Origin of the sequence: Actinomadura macra NBRC 14102, from assembly GCF_001552215.1 — a bacterium.
GTDB lineage: Bacteria > Actinomycetota > Actinomycetes > Streptosporangiales > Streptosporangiaceae > Spirillospora > Spirillospora macra.
The window spans coordinates 127463-147775 of record NZ_BCQT01000014.1 but is presented as its reverse complement, the minus strand read 5'-3'; the positions used below and the strand labels follow the sequence as shown (position 1 = coordinate 147775).

The 20313-nt window shown below is 70.4% G+C and carries 21 protein-coding genes; 4 read left to right on the top strand and 17 right to left on the bottom strand.

Going from position 1 to position 20313, the window contains the following annotated elements:
• Positions 1-133 precede the first annotated feature (133 nt).
• The 3 genes from AMA02S_RS23595 to dprA are packed head-to-tail and all read left to right on the top strand — an operon-like array spanning position 134 to position 3171.
• Positions 134-487, top strand: coding sequence for a YraN family protein (locus AMA02S_RS23595; RefSeq protein WP_067461566.1), 354 nt, complete (start codon positions 134-136; stop codon positions 485-487).
• Positions 488-2035 (top strand): YifB family Mg chelatase-like AAA ATPase, encoded by a 1548-nt coding sequence (locus tag AMA02S_RS23590; protein WP_067461565.1) that lies wholly within the window; start codon positions 488-490, stop codon positions 2033-2035.
• The gene (dprA, locus tag AMA02S_RS23585; protein ID WP_067461639.1) at positions 2032-3171 is read left to right on the top strand and encodes a DNA-processing protein DprA; all 1140 of its coding nucleotides are present in this window, start codon (positions 2032-2034) and stop codon (positions 3169-3171) included. The genes AMA02S_RS23590 and dprA overlap by 4 nt, the downstream gene beginning before the upstream one ends.
• A gap of 97 nt (positions 3172-3268) precedes the next feature.
• Here dprA and AMA02S_RS23580 read toward each other — a convergent pair whose 3' ends face one another.
• The 17 genes from AMA02S_RS23580 to AMA02S_RS23500 all read right to left on the bottom strand — a co-directional run bounded on the left by AMA02S_RS23580 (position 3269) and on the right by AMA02S_RS23500 (position 19453).
• Positions 3269-3583, bottom strand: coding sequence for a DUF2469 domain-containing protein (locus AMA02S_RS23580; protein ID WP_067461564.1), 315 nt, complete (start codon positions 3581-3583; stop codon positions 3269-3271).
• On the bottom strand, positions 3580-4305 hold the full coding sequence (locus tag AMA02S_RS23575; protein ID WP_067461638.1) for a ribonuclease HII: 726 nt from the start codon (positions 4303-4305) through the stop codon (positions 3580-3582). The genes AMA02S_RS23580 and AMA02S_RS23575 overlap by 4 nt, the downstream gene beginning before the upstream one ends.
• Before the next feature lie 247 nt (positions 4306-4552).
• Positions 4553-5431 (bottom strand): signal peptidase I, encoded by an 879-nt coding sequence (lepB, locus tag AMA02S_RS23570; protein ID WP_067461563.1) that lies wholly within the window; start codon positions 5429-5431, stop codon positions 4553-4555.
• 170 nt (positions 5432-5601) lie between these two features.
• Entirely contained in the window at positions 5602-5952 is a 351-nt protein-coding gene (gene rplS / locus AMA02S_RS23565) for a 50S ribosomal protein L19 (protein ID WP_067461562.1), read from the bottom strand.
• A gap of 118 nt (positions 5953-6070) precedes the next feature.
• Positions 6071-6853 carry a tRNA (guanosine(37)-N1)-methyltransferase TrmD gene (gene trmD / locus AMA02S_RS23560; RefSeq protein WP_067461561.1) on the bottom strand — a complete coding sequence of 261 codons (783 nt, stop codon included), beginning with the start codon at positions 6851-6853 and terminating at the stop codon, positions 6071-6073.
• Complete coding sequence (gene rimM / locus AMA02S_RS23555; protein ID WP_245667764.1) at positions 6850-7383, bottom strand: ribosome maturation factor RimM; 534 nt, start codon at positions 7381-7383, stop codon at positions 6850-6852. The genes trmD and rimM overlap by 4 nt, the downstream gene beginning before the upstream one ends.
• Positions 7384-7805: 422 nt before the next feature.
• Positions 7806-8048, bottom strand: coding sequence for an RNA-binding protein (locus AMA02S_RS23550; RefSeq protein ID WP_021598307.1), 243 nt, complete (start codon positions 8046-8048; stop codon positions 7806-7808).
• A 1-nt stretch (position 8049) separates the two neighbouring features.
• On the bottom strand, positions 8050-8499 hold the full coding sequence (gene rpsP / locus AMA02S_RS23545; protein WP_067461560.1) for a 30S ribosomal protein S16: 450 nt from the start codon (positions 8497-8499) through the stop codon (positions 8050-8052).
• 230 nt (positions 8500-8729) lie between these two features.
• The gene (gene ffh, locus AMA02S_RS23540; RefSeq protein ID WP_067461559.1) at positions 8730-10301 is read right to left on the bottom strand and encodes a signal recognition particle protein; all 1572 of its coding nucleotides are present in this window, start codon (positions 10299-10301) and stop codon (positions 8730-8732) included.
• A gap of 212 nt (positions 10302-10513) precedes the next feature.
• Complete coding sequence (locus tag AMA02S_RS23535; protein ID WP_067461558.1) at positions 10514-12844, bottom strand: [protein-PII] uridylyltransferase; 2331 nt, start codon at positions 12842-12844, stop codon at positions 10514-10516.
• A complete protein-coding gene (locus tag AMA02S_RS23530; RefSeq protein ID WP_067461557.1) occupies positions 12844-13182 on the bottom strand; it encodes a P-II family nitrogen regulator in 339 nt (112 codons plus the stop codon). The genes AMA02S_RS23535 and AMA02S_RS23530 overlap by 1 nt, the downstream gene beginning before the upstream one ends.
• Positions 13179-14522, bottom strand: a complete 1344-nt coding sequence (locus AMA02S_RS23525; protein WP_067461556.1) for an ammonium transporter — start codon at positions 14520-14522, stop codon at positions 13179-13181. Before AMA02S_RS23525 ends, AMA02S_RS23530 begins: the two co-directional genes overlap by 4 nt.
• A gap of 289 nt (positions 14523-14811) precedes the next feature.
• On the bottom strand, positions 14812-15957 hold the full coding sequence (gene ftsY, locus AMA02S_RS23520; RefSeq protein WP_067461555.1) for a signal recognition particle-docking protein FtsY: 1146 nt from the start codon (positions 15955-15957) through the stop codon (positions 14812-14814).
• Between the two features lie 146 nt (positions 15958-16103).
• Positions 16104-16907, bottom strand: a complete 804-nt coding sequence (locus tag AMA02S_RS23515; protein ID WP_067461554.1) for a DivIVA domain-containing protein — start codon at positions 16905-16907, stop codon at positions 16104-16106.
• A 5-nt stretch (positions 16908-16912) separates the two neighbouring features.
• The gene (locus tag AMA02S_RS23510; protein ID WP_067461553.1) at positions 16913-18064 is read right to left on the bottom strand and encodes a globin domain-containing protein; all 1152 of its coding nucleotides are present in this window, start codon (positions 18062-18064) and stop codon (positions 16913-16915) included.
• Positions 18065-18070: 6 nt separating this feature from the next.
• A complete protein-coding gene (locus AMA02S_RS23505; RefSeq protein WP_067461552.1) occupies positions 18071-18478 on the bottom strand; it encodes a globin domain-containing protein in 408 nt (135 codons plus the stop codon).
• Between the two features lie 123 nt (positions 18479-18601).
• Positions 18602-19453, bottom strand: coding sequence for a glycoside hydrolase family 16 protein (locus AMA02S_RS23500; RefSeq protein ID WP_157430793.1), 852 nt, complete (start codon positions 19451-19453; stop codon positions 18602-18604).
• 339 nt (positions 19454-19792) lie between these two features.
• On the opposite strand from AMA02S_RS23500, the gene AMA02S_RS23495 reads away from it, so the two are divergent.
• Positions 19793-20299, top strand: a complete 507-nt coding sequence (locus AMA02S_RS23495) for a hypothetical protein (RefSeq protein WP_067461550.1) — start codon at positions 19793-19795, stop codon at positions 20297-20299.
• The last annotated feature ends 14 nt before the right edge of the window (positions 20300-20313 follow it).

The following is a 20313-nucleotide window of genomic DNA, read 5'->3' as shown; positions in this document are numbered from 1 at the left end:
CCGTGCCGAAGCAAGCACCCGGCGCCTGATTACACCGATTCGCACTAATGATCTTCGACTTTTCCACAGAACGACGTTCTACTTCCGGGGTGTCCACGGCTCCGGCACCGTCGGAGATCGGAGGTGAGGACACATGAAGACCCACATCAACCTCGGCCGACGCGGTGAGGACGCCGCAGCCGCATACCTCGCAAGGCTCGGCTGGAGGATCCTCGACCGCAACTGGCGGTGTCCCGAAGGCGAGCTCGACATCGTCGCCCACGACGGCGTGGCACACGTCGCCTGCGAGGTGAAGACGCGCAGTTCCGCCCGGTTCGGCGACCCACTCGACGCGATCACCCCGATCAAGGCGACACGGTTAAGGCGGCTCGCTTGGCGGTGGGCGGCGGCCCACGGCGTCAGCGGCACGCTCGTCCGGATCGACGTGCTCGGCCTGGTCGCCGAGGGCGACGGCTTCTCGGTCGACCACATGCGGGAGGTGTGCTGAATGACGCTCGCCAAGACCCGCTCGGTGTCCCTGGTCGGAGTGGACGGCTTCGTCGTGGACGTGGAAGCCGCCATCACAAGCGGCGTACCCGGTCTGCACCTGGTCGGCCTGCCCGACACCGCCCTCAGCGAGGCGCGCGACCGCGTCCGCGCGGCCATCTTCAATTCGGGAGAGGATTGGCCCAACAGACACGTCACGGTGTCGCTCTGCCCCGCGAGCCTGCCGAAGAAGGGGTCGACCTTCGACGTGGCCATCGCGGTGGCATTGCTCGCCGCGGCAGAGGCCATTCCGCCCCGGTCCTGCGCGGGGCTCGTGTTGATCGGCGAACTCGGGCTCGACGGTCGGTTCCGCCCGATCTCCGGTGTCCTGCCCTCCGTCCTCGCGGCCGCCAACGCCGGTTGCCGGACGGTCGTCGTGCCGCGAGCGAACTCCGCCGAAGCCGAACTCGTCCCGGGAGTGGAGGTGATCTCGGCGGGCAGCCTCCACGCGCTCCTGTGCCTGCTGCGCGACGAGCCGCCACCACTCGACGACGAAGAACCCGATGTCCCCGCCGCTCTCGCAGACGGTCTGGCCCTCCGGCGGCCCGACAAACGGAAAGACCTCGATCTGGCCGACGTCCGAGGCCAGGCCGAGGCCCGACGAGCGCTGGAGATCAGCGCGGCGGGCGGACACCACCTGTACTTCTCCGGCCCCCCGGGCTGCGGGAAGACGATGCTGGCTGAGCGGCTGCCGACGCTGATGCCGCCCCTGGAGCCCGACACGGCCCTGGAGGTCACCGCGATCCACTCCGTCGCGGGAACCCTCCCGCCAGGCCAACCCCTGATCGTTCAGCCGCCGTTCTACGCGCCGCACCACACGGCCACGCGCGCCTCGATGGTCGGCGGCGGTTCCGGCCGCATGCTCCAGCCGGGCGCCGTCTCGCTGGCGCACCGCGGGATCCTCTTCCTGGACGAGGCGCCGGAGTTCCAGCATGGGACGCTCGACGCCCTCCGGCAGCCCCTTGAGGAAGGCGAGGTACGGATCTCGCGAGCGGAAGGCACTTCCACCTTCCCCGCCCGCTTCACCCTCGTGCTCGCCGCCAACCCGTGCCCCTGCGCGGCGGCCAAACAGGTCGACTGTTCCTGCGCCCCGGGACTCCGCCGCAAGTACACCTCGCAGATCTCCGGTCCGCTCATCGACCGGATCGACCTCAAGCTCGAACTGACCCCGGCCAGCAGGGCCGAACTCCGGTACGACCTGGAGTTCGCCGAATCCAGCACGGTGGTCGCCGAGCGGGTCCTGCTGGCCCGGGAGAGAACTCTCAAACGCCTGGCCGGCACCCCGTGGCGCTCCAACTCCGAGATCCCCGGGCCGGAGATGCGCCGCCGCTTCACCCCCGGGCCCGACGCGATGCACGCGGCCGACGAGGCGCTCCTGAGAGGCAGCCTCAGCGCACGCGGTCTCGACCGCATCCTCCGCGTCGCCTGGACCATCGCGGACCTCTCCGGTCATGACGAACCCAACGCGGACGACATCGGCGGCGCGCTCGCGCTGTGGTCCCGCCCATGAACGCCGAACGGGCCGCCCGCGCGGCGCTCACCGCCATCGCGGAGCCGGGCGATGCCCTGCTGAATCGCATCATCGCTCACTCGGAAGCCGAACAGGCCATCGAAACCATCCGCACCGGTCGGCTCCCGGACGGCCTGCACGTCACCGCCAAGGAGTTCCAGCGCCTCGACCACTGGCGGATCAGGCTCGCCACCTCCGACCCCGACCAGAACCTGGCCGTCTGCGACCAGTTCGGCGGTCGCCTCATCTGTCCCGGAGATCCGGAATGGCCCACCACACTCGACGACCTCGCCGACCACCGGCCCTACGCGCTGTGGCTTCGCGGCCCCGGCGACCTGCGGTACGGGTGCCTGCGTTCGGTCGCCATCGTCGGATCCCGCGCCGCGTCCCCCTACGGCCTGCGCGCGGCCTGCGACCTCGCGGCCGATCTGGCGGACCAGGGCTGGACGGTGATCTCAGGCGGCGCCTTGGGCATCGACGCGGCTGCGCACCGCGGCGCCCTGGCGGCCGACGGTCCCACCATCGCGATCCTCGCCAACGGCGTCGACGTCCCCTACCCGGCCTCCAACGGGGGCCTGTTCGCCGAAATGGCCCGACGCTCACTCCTGGTCAGCGAATCTCCCCCGGGCGCCGCTCCGAACCGGCTTCGCTTCCTGGTGCGCAACCGCGTGATCGCCGCACTCTCCCGAGGAAGTCTCATCGTGGAGGCCGAAGCCCGCAGCGGAGCGCTGAACACCGCGTCCTGGGCCCGCAAACTCGCCCGCGTCGTCATGGCCGTCCCAGGCCCGATCACGTCCCGCACATCGGTCGGCTCCCACAAGCTGCTCCGCGAGGAGGGCACCATCCTGGTCACACGCCCCGAAGAGATCATCGAAGCCGTGGGGCTCATCGGCACCGACCTCGCGCCGCCCCCGCACACTCCCGTCCTCCCCCGTGACCGGCTGGAGGAGGTCACCCGCTCGGTCCTGGAGGCCATCCCCGCCCGTGGCTCATCGGGTCCGGCTCAGCTGGCCGCCACGGCCGGCGTCGACCTTGCCACCGTCAACGCCAAGCTCGGGCTCCTGGCGGCTTCCGGCTTCATAGAGCGCTCCCCCGCAGGCTGGCGCCTGACCAAGCAGGCCAGAGCACCCCGATGATCAGCACACGCGACATCCCAGAGGAGGAGGCGTGCCAGAGCTGATGGCAAGGCCGTCGTCCTCGCGAAACACACGGCTGAAGGGGGAAGAGTGGGTTCTATTGCTCCGAGGGGAGTTCGAAGTCACTCTTGGCGAGTTCTTCGACGTTGACGTCCTTGAACGTCACGACACGCACGTTCTTGACGAAGCGGGCAGGGCGGTACATGTCCCAGACCCAGGCGTCCTGCATCGTGACCTCGAAGTAGATCTCACCGTTGTCAGCGCTGCGCACCTGGAGGTCGACCGAGTTGGTGAGGTAGAACCTGCGCTCGGTCTCGACGACGTAGGTGAAAAGCCCGACGACATCGCGGTACTCGCGATAGAGCTGCAGCTCCATCTCGGTCTCGTACTTCTCGAGATCCTCGGCGCTCACGCTCGTGCCCCTTCCGTACGGCCCTCGCCGGGGACCTCCCCTTCGGTTCCCTCCCCCAGGGCCACCTCTCCATTGTTACGCAAGGCACGTCCGACATTGACGTAGGAGAAGCGATGCTCTGCACACGGTCCGTGTTCGTTCAGCGCCGCACCGTGCGCGCGGGTCACATAACCCTTATGGACGTCGAAGCCATAGGCGGGATACCGATCGTGAAGCTCCACCATGATGCGGTCCCGCGTGACCTTCGCGACGATGGACGCGGCGGCTACGCAGGCCGCGACCTGGTCGCCTTTGATCATCGCAAGGGCGGGGACCTCCAGCCCAGGCACCGGGAACCCGTCGCTCAGCACGTACGTGGGTCGCTCGTCCAAGGCGGCCAGGGCCCGCCGCATCCCGGTGATGTTGCAACGGTGAAGTCCGATCCGGTCGATGTCGTAGCACGGGATCACGACGGCGCTCCATGCGCGAGCGCGTTCGGTGATCTCGGCGTACAACTCCTCGCGCCGTGCCGGGGTGAGGAGCTTGGAGTCGGTGAGTCCCTCGATCTTGCCGCGCCCTCCTTGCAAGATCACCGCGCCGACCACCATGGGCCCGGCGCACGCGCCCCGCCCTGCCTCGTCAACGCCGGCGACGCGACTGAACCCAGCATGCTCCAGGGCACGCTCGTAGGCGTGCAGCCCGGCGTCACGGCGCGGCGTGAAGCGGAGTGGACGACCCTTCATGCTCCGCAGCGTACGTCGCCGGACCCCCTCGCCGTTCCCGAATGCCGCCATCTCCGACATGTCAATGATCACGCCCGAGAGGCCCGACAAGCGCACCCGTTGAAGAGGGGGTCACCGAGCCGAAAAGACTTGATGCGCCGGCGCCGCCATTGTTTGGGCGGGGCAGGTTGAAGAGCGCTGGAACGGAGCTGAAGGGTTAACACGCGCCCACGTGGGGGCGCGTCTGCTCCTGGATGGGGCTTGGCGGCTATTTGAGTCGGCGGCGGCGCATCAGGTAGGTGACGGGGAATGCGCCTGCCAGACCCAGGGCAAGGGGGGTGACGGGGAGCGCCAGGGCCGTGGCCTTGAAGGCGGCCTGTTTGAAGGTGCCAGGGATCGGGAGAGTGTCCAGGCGGTTCAGGGGCCAGACGATCACGAACGCGCGGCCGATGACACGGTCGGTGGGAATGGTGCCCCCGCCCGGGTCACCGCGATGAGAGCGGGAGTCATAGGACAGTTCCCGGTGGTCGCCCATGACCCAGAGTTGGCCGGGCTTCACGGTGACATCGAACGGGTCGTTGGACGGTTTGTTCTGCTCGTGCGTGATCGGGTCGGTGTACAGGTAGGACTTCTCGTCCAGCGGGACACCGTTGACGGTGACGCGGCCTTGGGCGTCGCAGCACTTGACGTGGTCACCGGGGATGCCGATGACCCGCTTGATGTAGTCCTTCTCGTTGGGAGCGACGCCAAAGGCGCTGCCGACCGCGTGCAGGGCCTTGGAGATCGGGTTGCCGGGCTCCTTGACCTGGGTCTCGGGGTCCCATGAGTCGAGGCCGTTGAAGACCACGACGTCGCCGCGCGCGATGTCGCGGGTGTGGTAGACGATCTTGTTGACCAGGACGCGGTCGCCGACCTGGAGGGTGTTCTCCATGGAGCCGGACGGGATGTAGAACGCCTGGACGGCGAAAGCCTTGATGACCAGGGCCAGGACGACGGCGACCACGATGAGGACGGGGAGTTCTTTCCAGAACGAGCCCGGCTTCTTTTTTCGCTTGCCCTCGTCGGGAGAGCCGTCGTCGGCCGTCTCCTCGGCGGAGGTCACGGTCTGCTCATCTTCGGGCACCGCGCCCTCGGCTTCGGATCGCACGTCTCTCCGATCGTCCTCGTCAGTCATCAGAGCGAAAGCCTAGCGGCGCCGGGGACCGGGGAGCCCCGCCCGTAAGCGTGTCGCCGGGGACCATGCCGGTCACCCTCCACCGAAACGGGCAACGCCCCGGTGGCCGCGATCGGTTCCCGGGGCGTTGCGGAGACATGGGGTCAGAAGTCGCGCTTCTCCTTGATGCGCGCGGCCTTACCGCGAAGGTTGCGCAGGTAGTACAGCTTGGCGCGGCGAACGTCGCCGCGGGTGACGACCTCGATCTTGTCGATCGAGGGACTGTTGAGCGGGAAGGTCCGCTCGACACCGACGCTGTAGCTGACCTTGCGGACGGTGAAGGTCTCGCGGGCGCCGCCGCCCTGCCGCCGGATCACCACGCCCTGGAAGACCTGGATACGGCTCCGGTTGCCTTCGGTGACGCGGACGTGCACCTTCAGCGTGTCGCCCGGACGGAAGTCCGGGACGTCGGCGCGCATCGCGGCCTTCTCGATCTCCTGGATCAGGGTGTGCATCGCAGCGGTTCCTCATGGTCGAACGCGGGCATCGAGAGGCCCCGGTGGATCCTTCGTGGGGGCGTCGCGCCGCGGGAAGTGGTCTGTGGGTACCGCGCGATCTGAACGCACGGACGCTCTAGTTTGCCATACCTTCGCCGTCAACCGGAAAACCGGCCTCGCGGAGGACGTCCCGGTCGTGTCCGTCGAGGGAGCCGGCGTCCAGGCGCTCCAAAAGTTCGGGGCGGTTCCGGGCGGTGCGCCGCAAGGCCTCGTCGCGACGCCAGCGGGCGATGGCGCCGTGGTGCCCCGAGAGCAGGACGTCCGGGACGGGCCGATCGCGCCAGACCGGGGGCTTTGTGTAGACGGGGCCCTCCAGAAGCGACTCCATGGCCCCGGGGGCGAACGAGTCGTCGGCGACCGAGTCGGCGTTGCCGAGGACGCCGGGCAGGAGACGCCCGATGGCCTCGACCATGACCAGCACGGCGACCTCGCCGCCGGCGAGGACGAAGTCCCCGAGGCTGATCTCGTCCACGGGCATCCGGGTCCTGACCTCGTCGGCGACGCGGGAGTCGATCCCCTCGTAGCGTCCGCAGGCGAACAGCAGCCTCGGTTCAGCGGCGTACTCGACCGCGAGGGCCTGGGTGAACGGACGTCCGCTGGGTGTGGGGATGATCAGTCGCGAGGCGGACCCGGGTGGCGCAATGGTGTCAAGAGCCTCACCCCAAGGTTCGGGTTTCATCACCATTCCGGGACCCCCGCCATAGGGGGTGTCATCGACGGTCCGGTGCCGGTCGTGCGTCCATTCACGCAGATCGTGGACCTGAACGGCCAGGAGCCCGTTCCGCCTGGCCTTGCCCAGGAGCGAGACATCCAGGGGCGCGAAGTACTCGGGGAAGATCGTGAGGATGTCGATGTTCATGATTCGTCGAGCAGGCCGGGGGGTGGATCGATGACCAGCCGGCCGCCGGGGACGTCCACCTCGGGGACGAGCGCGGCCACGAAGGGGATCAGCGTCTCGCCTCCGGCCCCGCGCACGACGAGGAGGTCCTGTCCGTGGTGGAGGACTTCGGCGACCCGGCCGACGTCGGTCCCGTCCGCGGTGACCACGGCGAGGCCGATCAGCTCCTGGTCGTGAAAGTCGTCCGGGTCGGAGGACGAGGGAATGTCGTCCTCCTCGACGACGAGCCAGGTGCCGCGCAGGCCCTCGGCGGCGTCGCGATCATCGATCCCGGCGAAGTGCAGGAGCAGGCGCCCCGAGTGCCAGCGGGCACGCTCGATCACGATCGGCCCCGCGTCGGCGGGGTCGGTGGCGATCGCGGTGCCGGGGGTGAACCGCGCGTCGGGTTCGTCGGTGCGGACGTCGATGGTGACCTCACCACGGATCCCGTGCGGCCGGCCGACCCGCCCGACGACGAGCTTCTCACTCATCAGGATCGTTCCGTCCTGCATACGCCGCATCGTGCTGAATCCCTACGAGTCCTGTCCGCTCGGACCTTGACGGCACCGCGTGACCTGGGAAGGAGTCCTGGTGCTTGGTGCACCCGGTTCAGAGATTGACAAGCAGGCCACCCCCGGAGAGCGAGTTCGTCAGTGGCCCGCTCGACGACAGGCGACCTTGCCTCGCCGGTTGCGGGGGTGAACGGCGCGGTGAGCGGGGTGGGGGCGGCCGCCCGAAAAGGCCGTGGGACGGAGCGAGCGCGGGGTACGGGGCCGCCATCCCGGGAGGTGCTTCCCGGGATGGCGCGGTCCAGAACGCCGCATCGGGGCGTGGACGCCTGATGCGGCCCGCCCGGGGCGTGGGCCGGATCAGGGACCCGGACGCGCCTACGGGAGCCGAGAGGCCCCCGGCATACGGAATGCCGGGGGGTCACTCAGCGGACCTCGTTGACGTCGAGCAGGTCCACGCGCACGTAACGGCCCCCGGAGAGGGCGCTGATCACGGTGCGCAGGGCCTTGGCGGTGCGACCGCTTCGGCCGATGACCTTGCCGAGGTCCTCGGGGTGCACGCGCACCTCCAGGACCCGGCCACCCCTGATCCGGCGGGCGCGGACCCGGACGTCGTCCGGGTTCTCCACGATCCCGCGGACCAGGTGCTCGAGCGCTTCTTCGAGCACGTCAGCCCTCGCTCTTGACTTCGGTTGTCTCGGTGGCCTTGGCCTCGGACTTCTTCGGCTCGGCCTTCTTCTTGCCCCGGGTGGCGGCACCGGGGGCCACGTCGTCGCCCAGCGACTCCTTGACTGCGGCCTCGAACACCGACTTCTTGTCGGCCTTGGGCTCGGCGACCTTCAGAGTGCCCTCGGCGCCCGGCTCGCCCTTGAACTTCTGCCAGTCGCCGGTGATCTTCAGGAGGTTGAGGACGGGCTCGGTCGGCTGCGCGCCGACGCCGAGCCAGTACTGCGCGCGCTCGGAGTCGATCTGGATGAGCGACGGCTCCTGCTTGGGCTGATAGAGCCCGATCTCCTCGATGGCCCGACCATCGCGCTTGGTGCGCGCGTCGGCCACGACGACCCGGTACTGCGGGTTCCGGATCTTCCCCAGACGCTTGAGCTTGATCTTGACTGCCACGGGTGTGGTGTACTCCAGACTTCATTACAGGGTGAGCGGCCCGCGCCAGGTGGGGAACACCGGCTCACGGCCGCTCGATGGACTCCGGCCGCCGAGGACGAGAGAGGGCGCCTGGCGCTTCCGGGGTTTCCAGCCAATCATTCTGCCAGACGAACCAGAGAAAAGCGCAATCGTGCGATGACACGCGGCGACTTCTCTGCGTGTCCGGCGGATCGACGCAGCGTCGGGTCCTACTTCTTCTTGCGGCCCTGAAGCTTGTTCAGGTCGGGCATCTGGAAGCCGGGGGGCAGTTGCCCACCGAGACCGGGCGGAAGGCCGCCCTGGCCGCCGCCGAGGCCCGGTGGGAGGCCCTGGGGGGCGCCGTCCGCCGCGGGCTGCTCTTCGGGGCGCCGGCCGCGCTTGCGCGGGTCGCCGCTGCGCTGCTTGCCCTTCTTGTTCTTGGCCTTCGCGGCTTTGGCGGACTTGCGGCGGCCGCCGCCGGGCATGCCGGGCAGTCCCATGCCGCCGGCCATCTGGCGCATCATCTTCTGCGCGTCGAAGAACCGGGTGACCAGGCTGCTGACCTCGCCGACGCTGACGCCGGAGCCGCCCGCGATGCGGGCCCGCCGGGAGCCGTTGATGATCTTCGGCTGGGCGCGCTCCTGCGGGGTCATCGAGCGGATGATAGCGGCGACGCGGTCGAGGTCCTTGTCATCGATCTGGCTGATCTGATCGCGGACCTGCCCCATCCCGGGCATCATCCCGAGCAGGTTGCCGATCGGCCCGAGCTTGCGGATCATCATCATCTGCTCGAGGAAGTCCTCGAGGGTGAAGTCCTCGCCCGAGGCGAACTTGCTGGTCATCTTCTCGGCCTGCTCGGCGTCGAACGCCTGCTCGGCCTGCTCGATCAGGGTGAGGATGTCACCCATGTCGAGGATGCGGCCCGCCATGCGGTCCGGGTGGAAGACGCTGAAGTCCTCCAGTTTCTCCCCGGTCGAGGCGAACATGATCGGGCAGCCGGTGATGTGCCGGACCGAGAGCGCCGCGCCGCCGCGGGCGTCGCCGTCGAGCTTGGTCAGGACGACGCCGTCGAAGCCGACGCCGTCCATGAACGCCTGGGCGGTGTTGACGGCGTCCTGGCCGACCATGGCGTCCACGACGAACAGCACATCGTCCGGACGAACGGCGTCACGGATGTCGATGGCCTGCTGCATCATCTCGGCGTCGATGCCGAGCCGGCCCGCGGTGTCGATGACGACGACGTCGTGCTGGGCGTGTTTGGCCTGGTCGATGGAGTGGCGGGCGACGTCCACCGGGTCGCCGACGCCGCTGCCGGGCTCGGGCGCGAACACCGGGACCCCGGCGCGCTCGCCGACGACCTGGAGCTGCTGGACGGCGTTCGGGCGCTGCAGGTCGGCGGCCACGAGCATCGGCGCGTGGCCCTCGGACTTCAGCCACCGCGCCAGCTTGCCCGCCAGGGTGGTCTTACCGGCGCCTTGCAGGCCCGCCAGCATGATCACGGTGGGGGGATTCTTGGCGAACCGGATCCGGCGCGTCTCGCCGCCGAGGATGTTGATCAGCTCGTCGTTGACGATCTTGACGACCTGCTGGGCTGGATTGAGGGCCTGCGAGACCTCCTCGCCCCGTGCCCGCTCCTTGATCTGTGCGATGAAGTCCTTGACCACGGGGAGCGCGACGTCGGCCTCAAGCAGCGCGATGCGGATCTCGCGGGCCGTCGCGTTGATGTCGGCCTCGGAGAGCCGGCCCTTGCTGCGCAGCGACGAGAAGACCGTCGTCAACCGGTCGGAGAGCGTCTCGAACACGTGTCTGGACCGTCCTTGGAAAGCTTCTGGGATCGCCTTCAGCGTATCGGGTCACCGGCCAGGTCCCGCCCGGTCGCGCAACCTGTTTGAACCGCACCCTTCTGAACCGCTCCCTGTTTGGCCGCACCCTGGTTGAACCGCATCGTGGCCCGCCCCGTACTGCAGGGAGGTGGCGCGTCCTGGGCTGACCCCGTCCGGCGGGGTGTTCGGGGTCAGCGCAGGACCGCCATGACCTGGGTGCGGACGGACGACAGCGCGGCGGGGTCGGTGAGGGACCGGCCCGCCTCGTCCACGACGTAGAAGACGTCGACGGCCTCCGCACCGAGGGTGTCGACCCGGGCGGCGCGGACCTGGAGGCCGCAGGAGCCGAGGGCCCGCCCGATCCGCCAGAGGAGGCCGGGGCCGTCGTGGGCTCGGACCTCGACGACGGTGGCGGTGCTGGACGCGTCGTCCACGAGCCGGACGCGCGGCGGCGGGACGGTCACGCCCGGACGGGTGCGTACCGAGCGCACGCGGCGTTCGAGCCGTTCGGCCACGTCCAGGCGGTCGGCGAGCATGCGCCGCAGGTCGGCCTCAAGGGTGGCGGGGTCCGGTGGCGTCCCGTACTCAGGGATGGCGGTGAAGTCGAGGACGGCGGTGCCGGCACCCGACGACACGACGCGCGCCGTCCGGACGGCGAGGCGGTGCAGGGCGAGGACCCCGGCGGTCCGCCAGAGCAGTCCGGGACGGTCGGGCGCGGCGATGGTGATGCGCGCGCCGGCGACACGGACGGCGGCGCCGTCGTGGCGGGCCAGGGCGAGCTGGTCGGGGCCCGGTTCGGGCACGGGCGGCGGGGTACCGCCGGCGAGCGCGGCCGCGGCGCGGCGGGCGAGATCGGTGACGAGTCCGGCTTTCCAGGTTCCCCAGGCGGCGGGGCCGGTGGCGTTCCCGTCGGCCGGCGCGAGCGCGGAGAGCAGGTCGAGGATCTCGCGTTCACGACCGGGCACCTCCGAGACGGCGGCCACGACGGTCTTGACGGTGACGGGATCGTCGAGATCGCGGCGGGTGGCGGTCTCGGGCAGCAGCAGATGGTGGCGGACGACGGTCTCCAGGACCTCGACGTCACCTTCGGGAAAGCCCAGTCTCGTTCCGAGGTCATGGGTCACTGCGGCGCCGACCGTGGAGTGGTCGCCGGGTCGGCCCTTGCCGATGTCGTGCAGCAGCGCGCCGACCAGGAGCAGATCGGGCCGGGCGACCTCGCGGGCGAGGGCGGCGGCGCCCGCCGCGGTCTCGACGAGGTGGCGGTCGACGGTGAAGCGGTGGACCGGGTTGCGCTGCGGCCGGTTCCGGACATGCTCCCAGTCGGGCAGCAGCCGCACGATCAGCCCGGCCTGGTCGAGCGCCTCCCAGACGCCGATGGCCGCGGGACCGGCGCCGAGCAGCGACACCAGCGCGTCCCGGGCGTCGGCGGGCCAGGGCACCGGGGGCAGGGCGGCCCGCTCGGCGAGCCGCGCGACCGTGGCGGGTGCGAGCGGGAGCCCCGCCTGCGCGGCGGCCGCGGCCACGCGCAGGATCAGCGCGGGATCCGCGAGGTCCGCCCCGCGGGCGAGGACGACCTCGCCGTCGTGTTCGACCGCTCCGTCGCCGAGGGGCCGCCGCTCCACTTCCCGCGCCCGTCCGCCGGGGCGGCGCGTCCGCTGCCCGCCGTCCTGCCTCCCGTGGCCGTCGGCGCTCCGGACCCTGGCGGCCCGGGAGTGGCGGGTGAGGCGGTCGACGCGGCGCCAGAGGTGGTCGGCGGCGTAGGTGACGGCGCGCGCCGCCTCGGCGGTCGTGCGGAGGAGGGCATTGGCGTCGGGCAGGTCGAGCGCGCGGGCGACGGCCTCTTGTTCTTGCAGGACGAGGCGATCGGTGGAGCGACCGGTGACCGTGTGGAGGGCATGCCGGACGTCCAGGAGGAGGTCGTGGGCGGCGGTGATCCGTGTGCCCGGGGCGGAGGCCACCCAGGACGCGGCGACCGCCCGCATGGTGTGGACGTCACGGAGGCCGCCGCGGGCCTCCTTGAGGTCGGGTTCGAGGAGGAACGCCAGCTCGCCGTGGGCCTCCCAGCGGTCACGGCACATCGCGGACAGTTCGGGCAGACGAATGGGTGCGTCGGCGCGCCAGTCGGACAGGACGGCGGCGCGCAGTTCATCGACGATCGCGTGGTCGCCGGCGATGTGACGGGCGGAGAGCAGGCCGAGCGCGACCTTCAGGTCGCCGCGCGCGACCGCGCGGGCCTCGTGGATCGTCCGGACGGAGTGGTCCAGGCGGACGCCGGAGTCCCAGACCGGGTACCAGACGCGGTCGGCGATCTCCGCGACGTCGGGGCGGCCCTGGTGCAGGAGGACGAGGTCGAGGTCGCCTCCGGGGGTCAGCTCGCGGCGGGCGTGGCTGCCCACGGCGGCGAGCGCGACGTCCGCGGGCGCGTCGTCCAGGAGGGCCGCCAGCCAGCCGTCCAGGGTCACGGCGCGGGCGGCCCGCGCCGCCGCGAGGGCTGCGCGGGCCGGCCGGGGGGCGTGCTCCACTACAGGGCTTCCGGGCCGGTCTCGCCGGTGCGGACTCGGACGGCGGTGTCGACCGGGACGGCCCAGACCTTCCCATCGCCGATCTTGCCGGTGCGGGCGGCGGTGACGAGCACCTCGATGATGTCGTCGGCGTCCTCGGCGTCGACCAGGATCTCGATCCGCAGCTTGGGCACCAGGTCGACCTTGTACTCGGCGCCGCGGTAGACCTCGGTGTGGCCCTTCTGCCGGCCGTAGCCGCTGGCCTCGCTGACGGTCATGCCCGTGACCCCGAAGGTCTCCAGGGCCGCCCGCACCTCGTCCAGCTTGAACGGCTTGATGACCGCGGTGATCAGTTTCACGCGTCCGCCTCCACCTTCGTCTCGGCGGGCTCGGCCGTGCCGGCCGCCTCGGTGATGATCCTGGCGCGAGTCGCGCCGCCGCCCGCGGGGGCGAGGTCGTAGGCGGTCTCGGCGTGGACGGTGACGTCGATGCCGGTCGCCTCGTCCTCTTCGGCGAGGCGGAATCCGATGGTCCTGTCGATGATCTTCCCGATGATCCAGGCCATCGCGAAGGAGTACAGGCCGACGGCGACCGGGCCGAGCGCCTGGAGGCCGAGCTGGTGGACGCCGCCACCGTAGAGCAGGCCCTTGTGCTGCTCCGGCAGGAACGGGTAGGCGGCGAGGAGGCCGAGCGACAGGGCGCCGATCGCGCCGCCGACCAGGTGGACCCCGACCACGTCGAGCGAGTCGTCGAAGCCGAGCCGATACTTCAGGCCGACCGCGTAGGCGCAGACGGCGCCCGCCACCGCGCCGAGAACGATGGACGCCCACGGGTCGATGAACCCGGCGGCGGGCGTGATGGCGACGAGGCCGGCGACGGCGCCGGACGCGACACCGAGGGTGGTGGCGTGACCGTCGCGGAACCTCTCCACGATGAGCCAGGCGCCGGCGGCGACGGCGGCAGCGATCTGGGTGTTCATGAACGCCAGGCCGGTGGTGCCGTCCACGGCGAGTTCGGAGCCGGCGTTGAAGCCGAACCAGCCGAACCACAGCAGCCCCACACCGAGCAGGACGAACGGCAGGTTGTGCGGACGCATCGGCTCTCTCGGCCAGCCGCGCCTCTTGCCGAGGACGAACGCCAGCGCCAGCCCGGCGGCGCCCGCGTTGACGTGGACGACGGTGCCACCGGCGAAGTCCTCGATGCCGAGCTTGTTGAGCCAGCCGGTCCCCCACACCCAGTGCGCGACCGGGAAGTACACAAGGGTCGCCCAGGCGACGGTGAAGGCCATCCAGGCGCCGAACTTGGCACGGTCCGCTATGGCGCCGCTGATCAGCGCGACGGTGATGATGGCGAACGTCAGCTGGAACGCCGAGAACACCATCGTCGGGATGTTGTCGCTCTGGTCCGGCAGCAGCCCTTCGGAGACCTGCGTGGCGACGCCGTTCAACCCGACCGCGCCGAATCCGCCCAGGACCTTGTTGACGATCGAGTTGCCGTTGTCGGTGAACGCGATCGAGTGCCCGTAGAGGACCCAGAGGACGGTCACGGTGACCATGCTCCCGAACGACATCATCATCATGTTGAGGACGCTCTTCGCCCGCGTCATGCCCCCGTAGAAGAAGGCCAGCCCGGGGGTCATGAGCAGCACCAGCGCCGTGGCCGTGAGCAGCCAGGCGGTCGCGCCTGTATCGATCTTCATCGCGGGGAGTGCCCTCCTCGACCGGAGAATGTGACTGCTCAGCAGGTTCTTGCGCGCCCGTTTCGCCCCGAAGGCTCCCGTGTTTCGGTGGTGTGAAACCCCGTTCTGCGATGTTTCGCCGGTGTTTCGAAACCCTCACCGTCTTACCCGCGGGCATTGGTGACTCCCTTTGCCCCGGGTAATGTTCTGGCCCGCTCGAAAGGCGCCGGGAAAGGCGAACGCCCCGCGACCGTCAAGGTCACGGGGCGCCGGGCGCGCGGATCGGGCGCCGCAGATCAGCCGCCGGGGATCAGTCGCCCAGGATGGCGTCCACGAACGCGTCGGGCTCGAAGGGGGCCAGGTCGTCGGGGCCCTCCCCCAGACCGACCAGCTTCACCGGCACGCCCAGCTCGCGCTGTACCTGGACGACGATGCCGCCCTTGGCGGTGCCGTCCAGCTTGGTCAGCACCACGCCGGTGATGTTGACGACCTCGGCGAACACGCGGGCCTGCTGCATACCGTTCTGGCCGGTGGTCGCGTCGAGGACGAGCAGGACCTCATCGACCTCGGCCTGCTTCTCCACGACGCGCTTGACCTTGCCGAGCTCGTCCATCAGCCCGGTCTTGGTGTGCAGCCGCCCGGCGGTGTCCACGATCACCGCGTCGACCTTGGTGTCGATGCCCTGCCGGACGGCGTCGAAGGCGACGCTGGCGGGGTCGGTGCCCTCGTCCTTGCGGACGACCTGCGCGCCGACCCGCGACCCCCAGGTCTCCAGCTGGTCGGCGGCGGCGGCGCGGAAGGTGTCGGCCGCGCCCAGCAGGACGGTGCGGCCGTCGCCGACCAGGACGCGGGCGAGTTTGCCGCAGGTGGTGGTCTTGCCGGTGCCGTTGACGCCGACGACCAGGAGGACGGCGGGGCGGTTGCTGTGCCGCTCGGTCTTCAGCGAGCGGTCCAGGTCGGCGCCGATCTGCTTGACCAGCTCGTCCTTGAGCATCGCGCGGACCTCGGCGGCGTCGCGGGTGCCGAGCACCTGCACCCTGGTGCGCAGGTCGTCGGTGACCTGCCGGGCCACGGCGGTGCCCATGTCGGCGGTGATCAGGGTGTCCTCGATCTCCTCCCAGGCGTCGTCGTCGAGTGTCTCGCGCGACAGGAGGCCGAGGAGGGTCTTGCCGAAGGCGTTCTGGGAGCGGGCGAGCCGGGCCCGCAACCGGACGAGCCGTCCGGCGCCGGGCGGCGGCTGCTCGATCTCGATCGTGGGCGGGGGCGCTTCGGTCGGGGGCGCGCGCTCGATGGTGGGCGCGGTCGCCTCCGCCTCGTCGACGGCGGTGGCACCGCCGCGCCGCTCCTCCGGTTCGACGGGCGGACGCGGCCCGCGGCGGCTCGGCCGCAGGAAGGCGACCCCTCCGACGATCAGAGCGACGGCGACCAGCCCTGCGATGACGATCAGATATTCCATAGCGCCCCCAGTTTTCCAGACCGGCGCCCCTGCGCCGACCACGCTGCGCCCATCCCCGTCTCACGCGCGTCCCGGGGCACGCGTGAACCGGCCCGCGCGCCTGATCGGCATTCGGACCGGGCCCTGCCGACCCCAGCGGCCGCGGGTCAGCTCCGGGAGGGCGGCTCCGCCGCCCCGCGGGGCAGGGATGCCCGCTCGGAACTCTCCCACTCGTCGACGTTCCGCAGAAGGGCCTCAAGATAGGAGCGCAGGTGGGTCCGGTAGACGTCGCTGTAAGTCCGCAGGTAGGCGATCTCCTGTTCCATCCGGCGGCGCTCCTCGTCCGACTGCCCGACCGCGCCGGACGCGTTGTTCGCGTTCGCCCCGTCGGACGCCTTGGCCGCCCCTGACGCATTGTTCGAACCGGACGCGCCGCCGCCCACCGCCGGCACGGCCGGAACCGCGGGCTGGGCAGGCTGGGCGGGTGGGACGGCGGCGGAGGGCGTGCCCGCGCGGACCACGGCCTCGGCGACCTCCGCGGCCTTGCGGTGGGCGTCCTCCAGGAGATGTTCCGCACGGCCCTTGGCGTCGAACAGGATCGCCTCCCGATGCAGCCGGGCCTCGTGCGCCAGCTCACGGGTGTAGCGCTCGGCGTCGGCGACGTACAGGTCGGCGGTCTGCTGGGCCTGGGACAGGATCCGGACGGCCTGGAAATGGGCGTCCTCGGGCGCCAGCACCGTCGGCCCGCCCTTGGCGACCTGGGCACGGAGTCGGTCTACCTCGCCGTTGAGCGCGGCCTTGTCCTTGATGATCTGGACGAGTTCCCGCTCCACGCGCCGCAGGAAGGTCCGGACCTGCCCCTCGTCGTAGCCGCGGCGGCCCCGGGCGGCCCGCGCGAACACCACCGACTGGATCTCACCCGGCGTCAGCCGGGCGCCATCGGACACGACGGGAAGGTTCGGGGAGTTCATCGGGCTCACCTCTGGGCGTCTGCGAATGTTTCCAGCCGGATGCGCGCACGCTCCAGGCCGAGCAGCGTAAGCCGCTCGACGGTCCGCCCGACCATCTCGGACGGGCCGCATACGTAGGCGTCGTGAGCGCTCCAGGGCCCGTGACGGGCCACGACGTCGGGGAGGTTCCCGTACTCCACGTCGCCGTCCCCCGACTGGAGCAGCGTGGAGAACCCATGCCCGGCCGATTCATCCGACACGGCGGGCACGACCGTGAGCCAAGCGTGCTCGTGGGCGAGCTTGGTCAGGTCTTCCAGATCGTACAGGCCATCCCGGTTCCGGGCACCGAAGAACAGGTGCACGCGCGGCGGGATCGGACGGCGCGCGAGCTGTTCGAGGATGGCCTTGAGCGGGGCCAGGCCGGTGCTGCCCGCGACGAGCAGCACGTCCCGGCCGGACGACTCGTCCAGCGTGAGCGTGCCGATGGGCGCGCCCATGCGCAGGTGGTCGCCGGTCTGCATGGAGCGCACCAGCACGGAGCTGACGGGCCCGCCGTCCACGAGCCGGACGTGGAAGTCCACAGTGTGGTCGGGGCGGGGGGCGTTCGCCATCGAGTAGTAGCGCCATTGCCGGAGCCGCGACGGGACCTCCACCGCGACCGACTGGCCCGCGAGGTAGGGCAGCGGACGGTCGGGCTGGATCCGCAGGACGGCGATGTCGAAGCGCCGCCGCTCGACGCCGATGACCTGACCGTTCCACCAGGCGGGGCGTGTCAGGGCGTCCTCGTCGGCGGCCTCGAGCATGACCTTGGCCACGAGCGTGTAGGCGGCGCTCCAGTCCTCGGCGACCTCGTCGGTCCAGGTGGACCCGGAGAAGTGGCGAAGCGTGGCGAGCAGGCTGGCGCCGACGTGCGGATAGTGCTCGGCGATGATCCCGAACCTGCGGTGGTCACGTCCGAGTTGCTGCAGGAAGGGGACGAGGGTGGGCAGGTCGTCCGCCTGGGCGACGATCCGTCCGAGCGCGCCGAGCAGCTTGTCGCGCTGGCCGGTCATCCCGACGGGGAACATGTCGCGCAGGTGCGGGTTACGCACGAACAGGTCGGAGTAGAAGAACAGGGCGACCGCGTCGCCCTGTTCGGCGACGTGCGCGAAGTTGTCCTTCAATCGCTGTGCGTCCACGGCGGTTCAGAAGACGGGCTCGGTCGCGGCATCGGACATGACCCGGGCGACCTGGGCGTAGGCGGTCTGCCAGTCGCGCTCCAGGTCCTCGTCCCAGTCTTGGCCGGTGAAGTAGGCGAGGGTGGTCATCAGGCTGGCGCCCACCTGGGGGTAGTGCTCCCGGACAACACCGAACGCGCCGTGCCGGCGGCCGAGGTCGCGCAGGAACGGAACGAGACCCGGGGCGTCGTCGACCATCGACACGATATGCGACAACGCACCGAGAAGTTTCTCGTGCTGCTTTGTCATGGCGGCCGGGAACATCGGCCTGAGCTGCGGTTCCCGTCCGAACAGATCTGCATAGAAGTATTCGGCTACTTCAATTCCGTTCGCATCGACCATGGCGAAGTTCTCCTTGAGTCGTTGCGCGTCCATACCACACCTCTCCAGTGGTTCTTCGCGCCGGGCGGGGTGTCCGGGGAGGGAGCCGAAGAACCACGGTGCACATGCGTAGTGGATCTATTGATCACACACAAGCCTTCCTCAGTCGCCGAGCCATTACAGCCGGTACATCCGAATCCAGTCGGCCTGCAGCGTTACCGGTGCGGTGGAATCGATATTTCGTGCGGTTTTGTAACGGTCCTTAGGAAACCAGTCCAGTTGGATGGTCTGGCCCATCGGCCCGGGCGGCAGCGCGACGGGGTCCGCGGTGTGGAACCAGCGCCGCCCGTCGGCGTAACCGGTGATTCCCCGCGGCGTCCATTCGACGGCGAACACGTGCCAGCGCGTCATGTCGAGCGCGAGCCGCGCGTCCAGCCGCCGCTCGTCGTGCTCAGGCCCGTAGTGCAGGTAGAACGCGGTGTGCCGGCGTCGACCGTCATCGATCGTCTCGGTGTAGTCGATCTCACCACCGCCGCCCGCCGGGCTCACTCCCCCGCCGCCGTGGATCGGCCACAACAGCAGGACGGGGTGGTAGCAGGCGCAACCACGCGACATACGGATCCGGGCCTCCCACCGGCCGTGTCTTTGTGCCCCGCGCATCCAGGCCACACCGCCGGTCGTCCCGCCGCGCCGCCCGGTGATGGTCAGGACGCCGTCGCGCACGGACACCGCCGCGGGGCTGCGCCTGCCCGCCCCGTCGTGGCCAGTCCCGTCGTACACGTCCCAGGCGGCGCGGTCGATGGCCGTGCCGTCAAAGTCGTCGGACGCGACGGGCCGGCCCCAATCGCGCGGCCCCTTTCCGGACAGGTCCGCGCCCGTCCCCCCAGTCCTGGGCCCGCCCATGCCGGAGGGGGGCACAGACCCGCCCCCGTCAGGCAGAATCGCCCCGGCCACCAGCAAGCAGCCCGCGATGACGGCGACCCGCCAGCCCCACGAACCCAGCACGACCCATGACACCGGCATTCCCACGACCGCGAACTCCTCGTCTCCTCGTCGTCCGGCCGTCGCGCCGAACCGTCCCGGAACTGCGAACTCCCGCCTCAGAACTCCCGGACGGCACGCTTTCCGTTCGCCGGCGGATCGGAACGCCACGGATCCGCAATTCTCGGACCAGGGGTCCTAGGACCCCGTGCCGGGGAAAGGGGACCCAGCAGTGAATGACGTTCGAAAAACGTGACCTCTACGTCATTTTCGGCCCTGGTCATCCACGGCGGGGAGCGTTAATCTTCGCAAGGCCGTCTGATCACGAACAGAGCGGTGGTCGGACCTCGAAAACGCGTGCGGACCTCCGCCTGAGGAAGGCTTGCCATGGCTCATGCATCTCTGGTCCGCTCCGGTTGCGCCGCGCTCTCGATTTCACTGCTCGCGGCGGCGTGCGGCGGCGGCGATTCCGAGGGCGGCAAGGTGTACACGCCCCCCGCGGAAGCCACGCCGAAGCTCACCGCCGCTGCGCCCGACCCCGGCGCGCGGAACGGGATCGGTGGCGCGCGGGCGGCGTTGCAGGCGTTCCTCCGCGGGCAGGCCGCGGGCGACACGGCCGTCTGCCGCTACGTCGCCGCGGGGGAAGACTTCGTCCAGGGCCCCGCTCTCAAGGGCAATTGCCCGCGCGGCGTGCAGAACACCCCGCATGTCCTGCGCCCTCAGGAGCGGCAGGCCCTGCGCACCGTGGTGGTGACCGGCGGACGGCTCAGGGGCGAGGACGCCGTCATTCCGTTCGCCGCCCTGCACTGGACGGCCGGCAGCATGACGGTGAGCACTCTCCAAGAGAGGTTCGTCCTGCGGCGCGCTGAGGAGACCTGGCAGATCGTGAGCTGACGGGCCGCGCACGG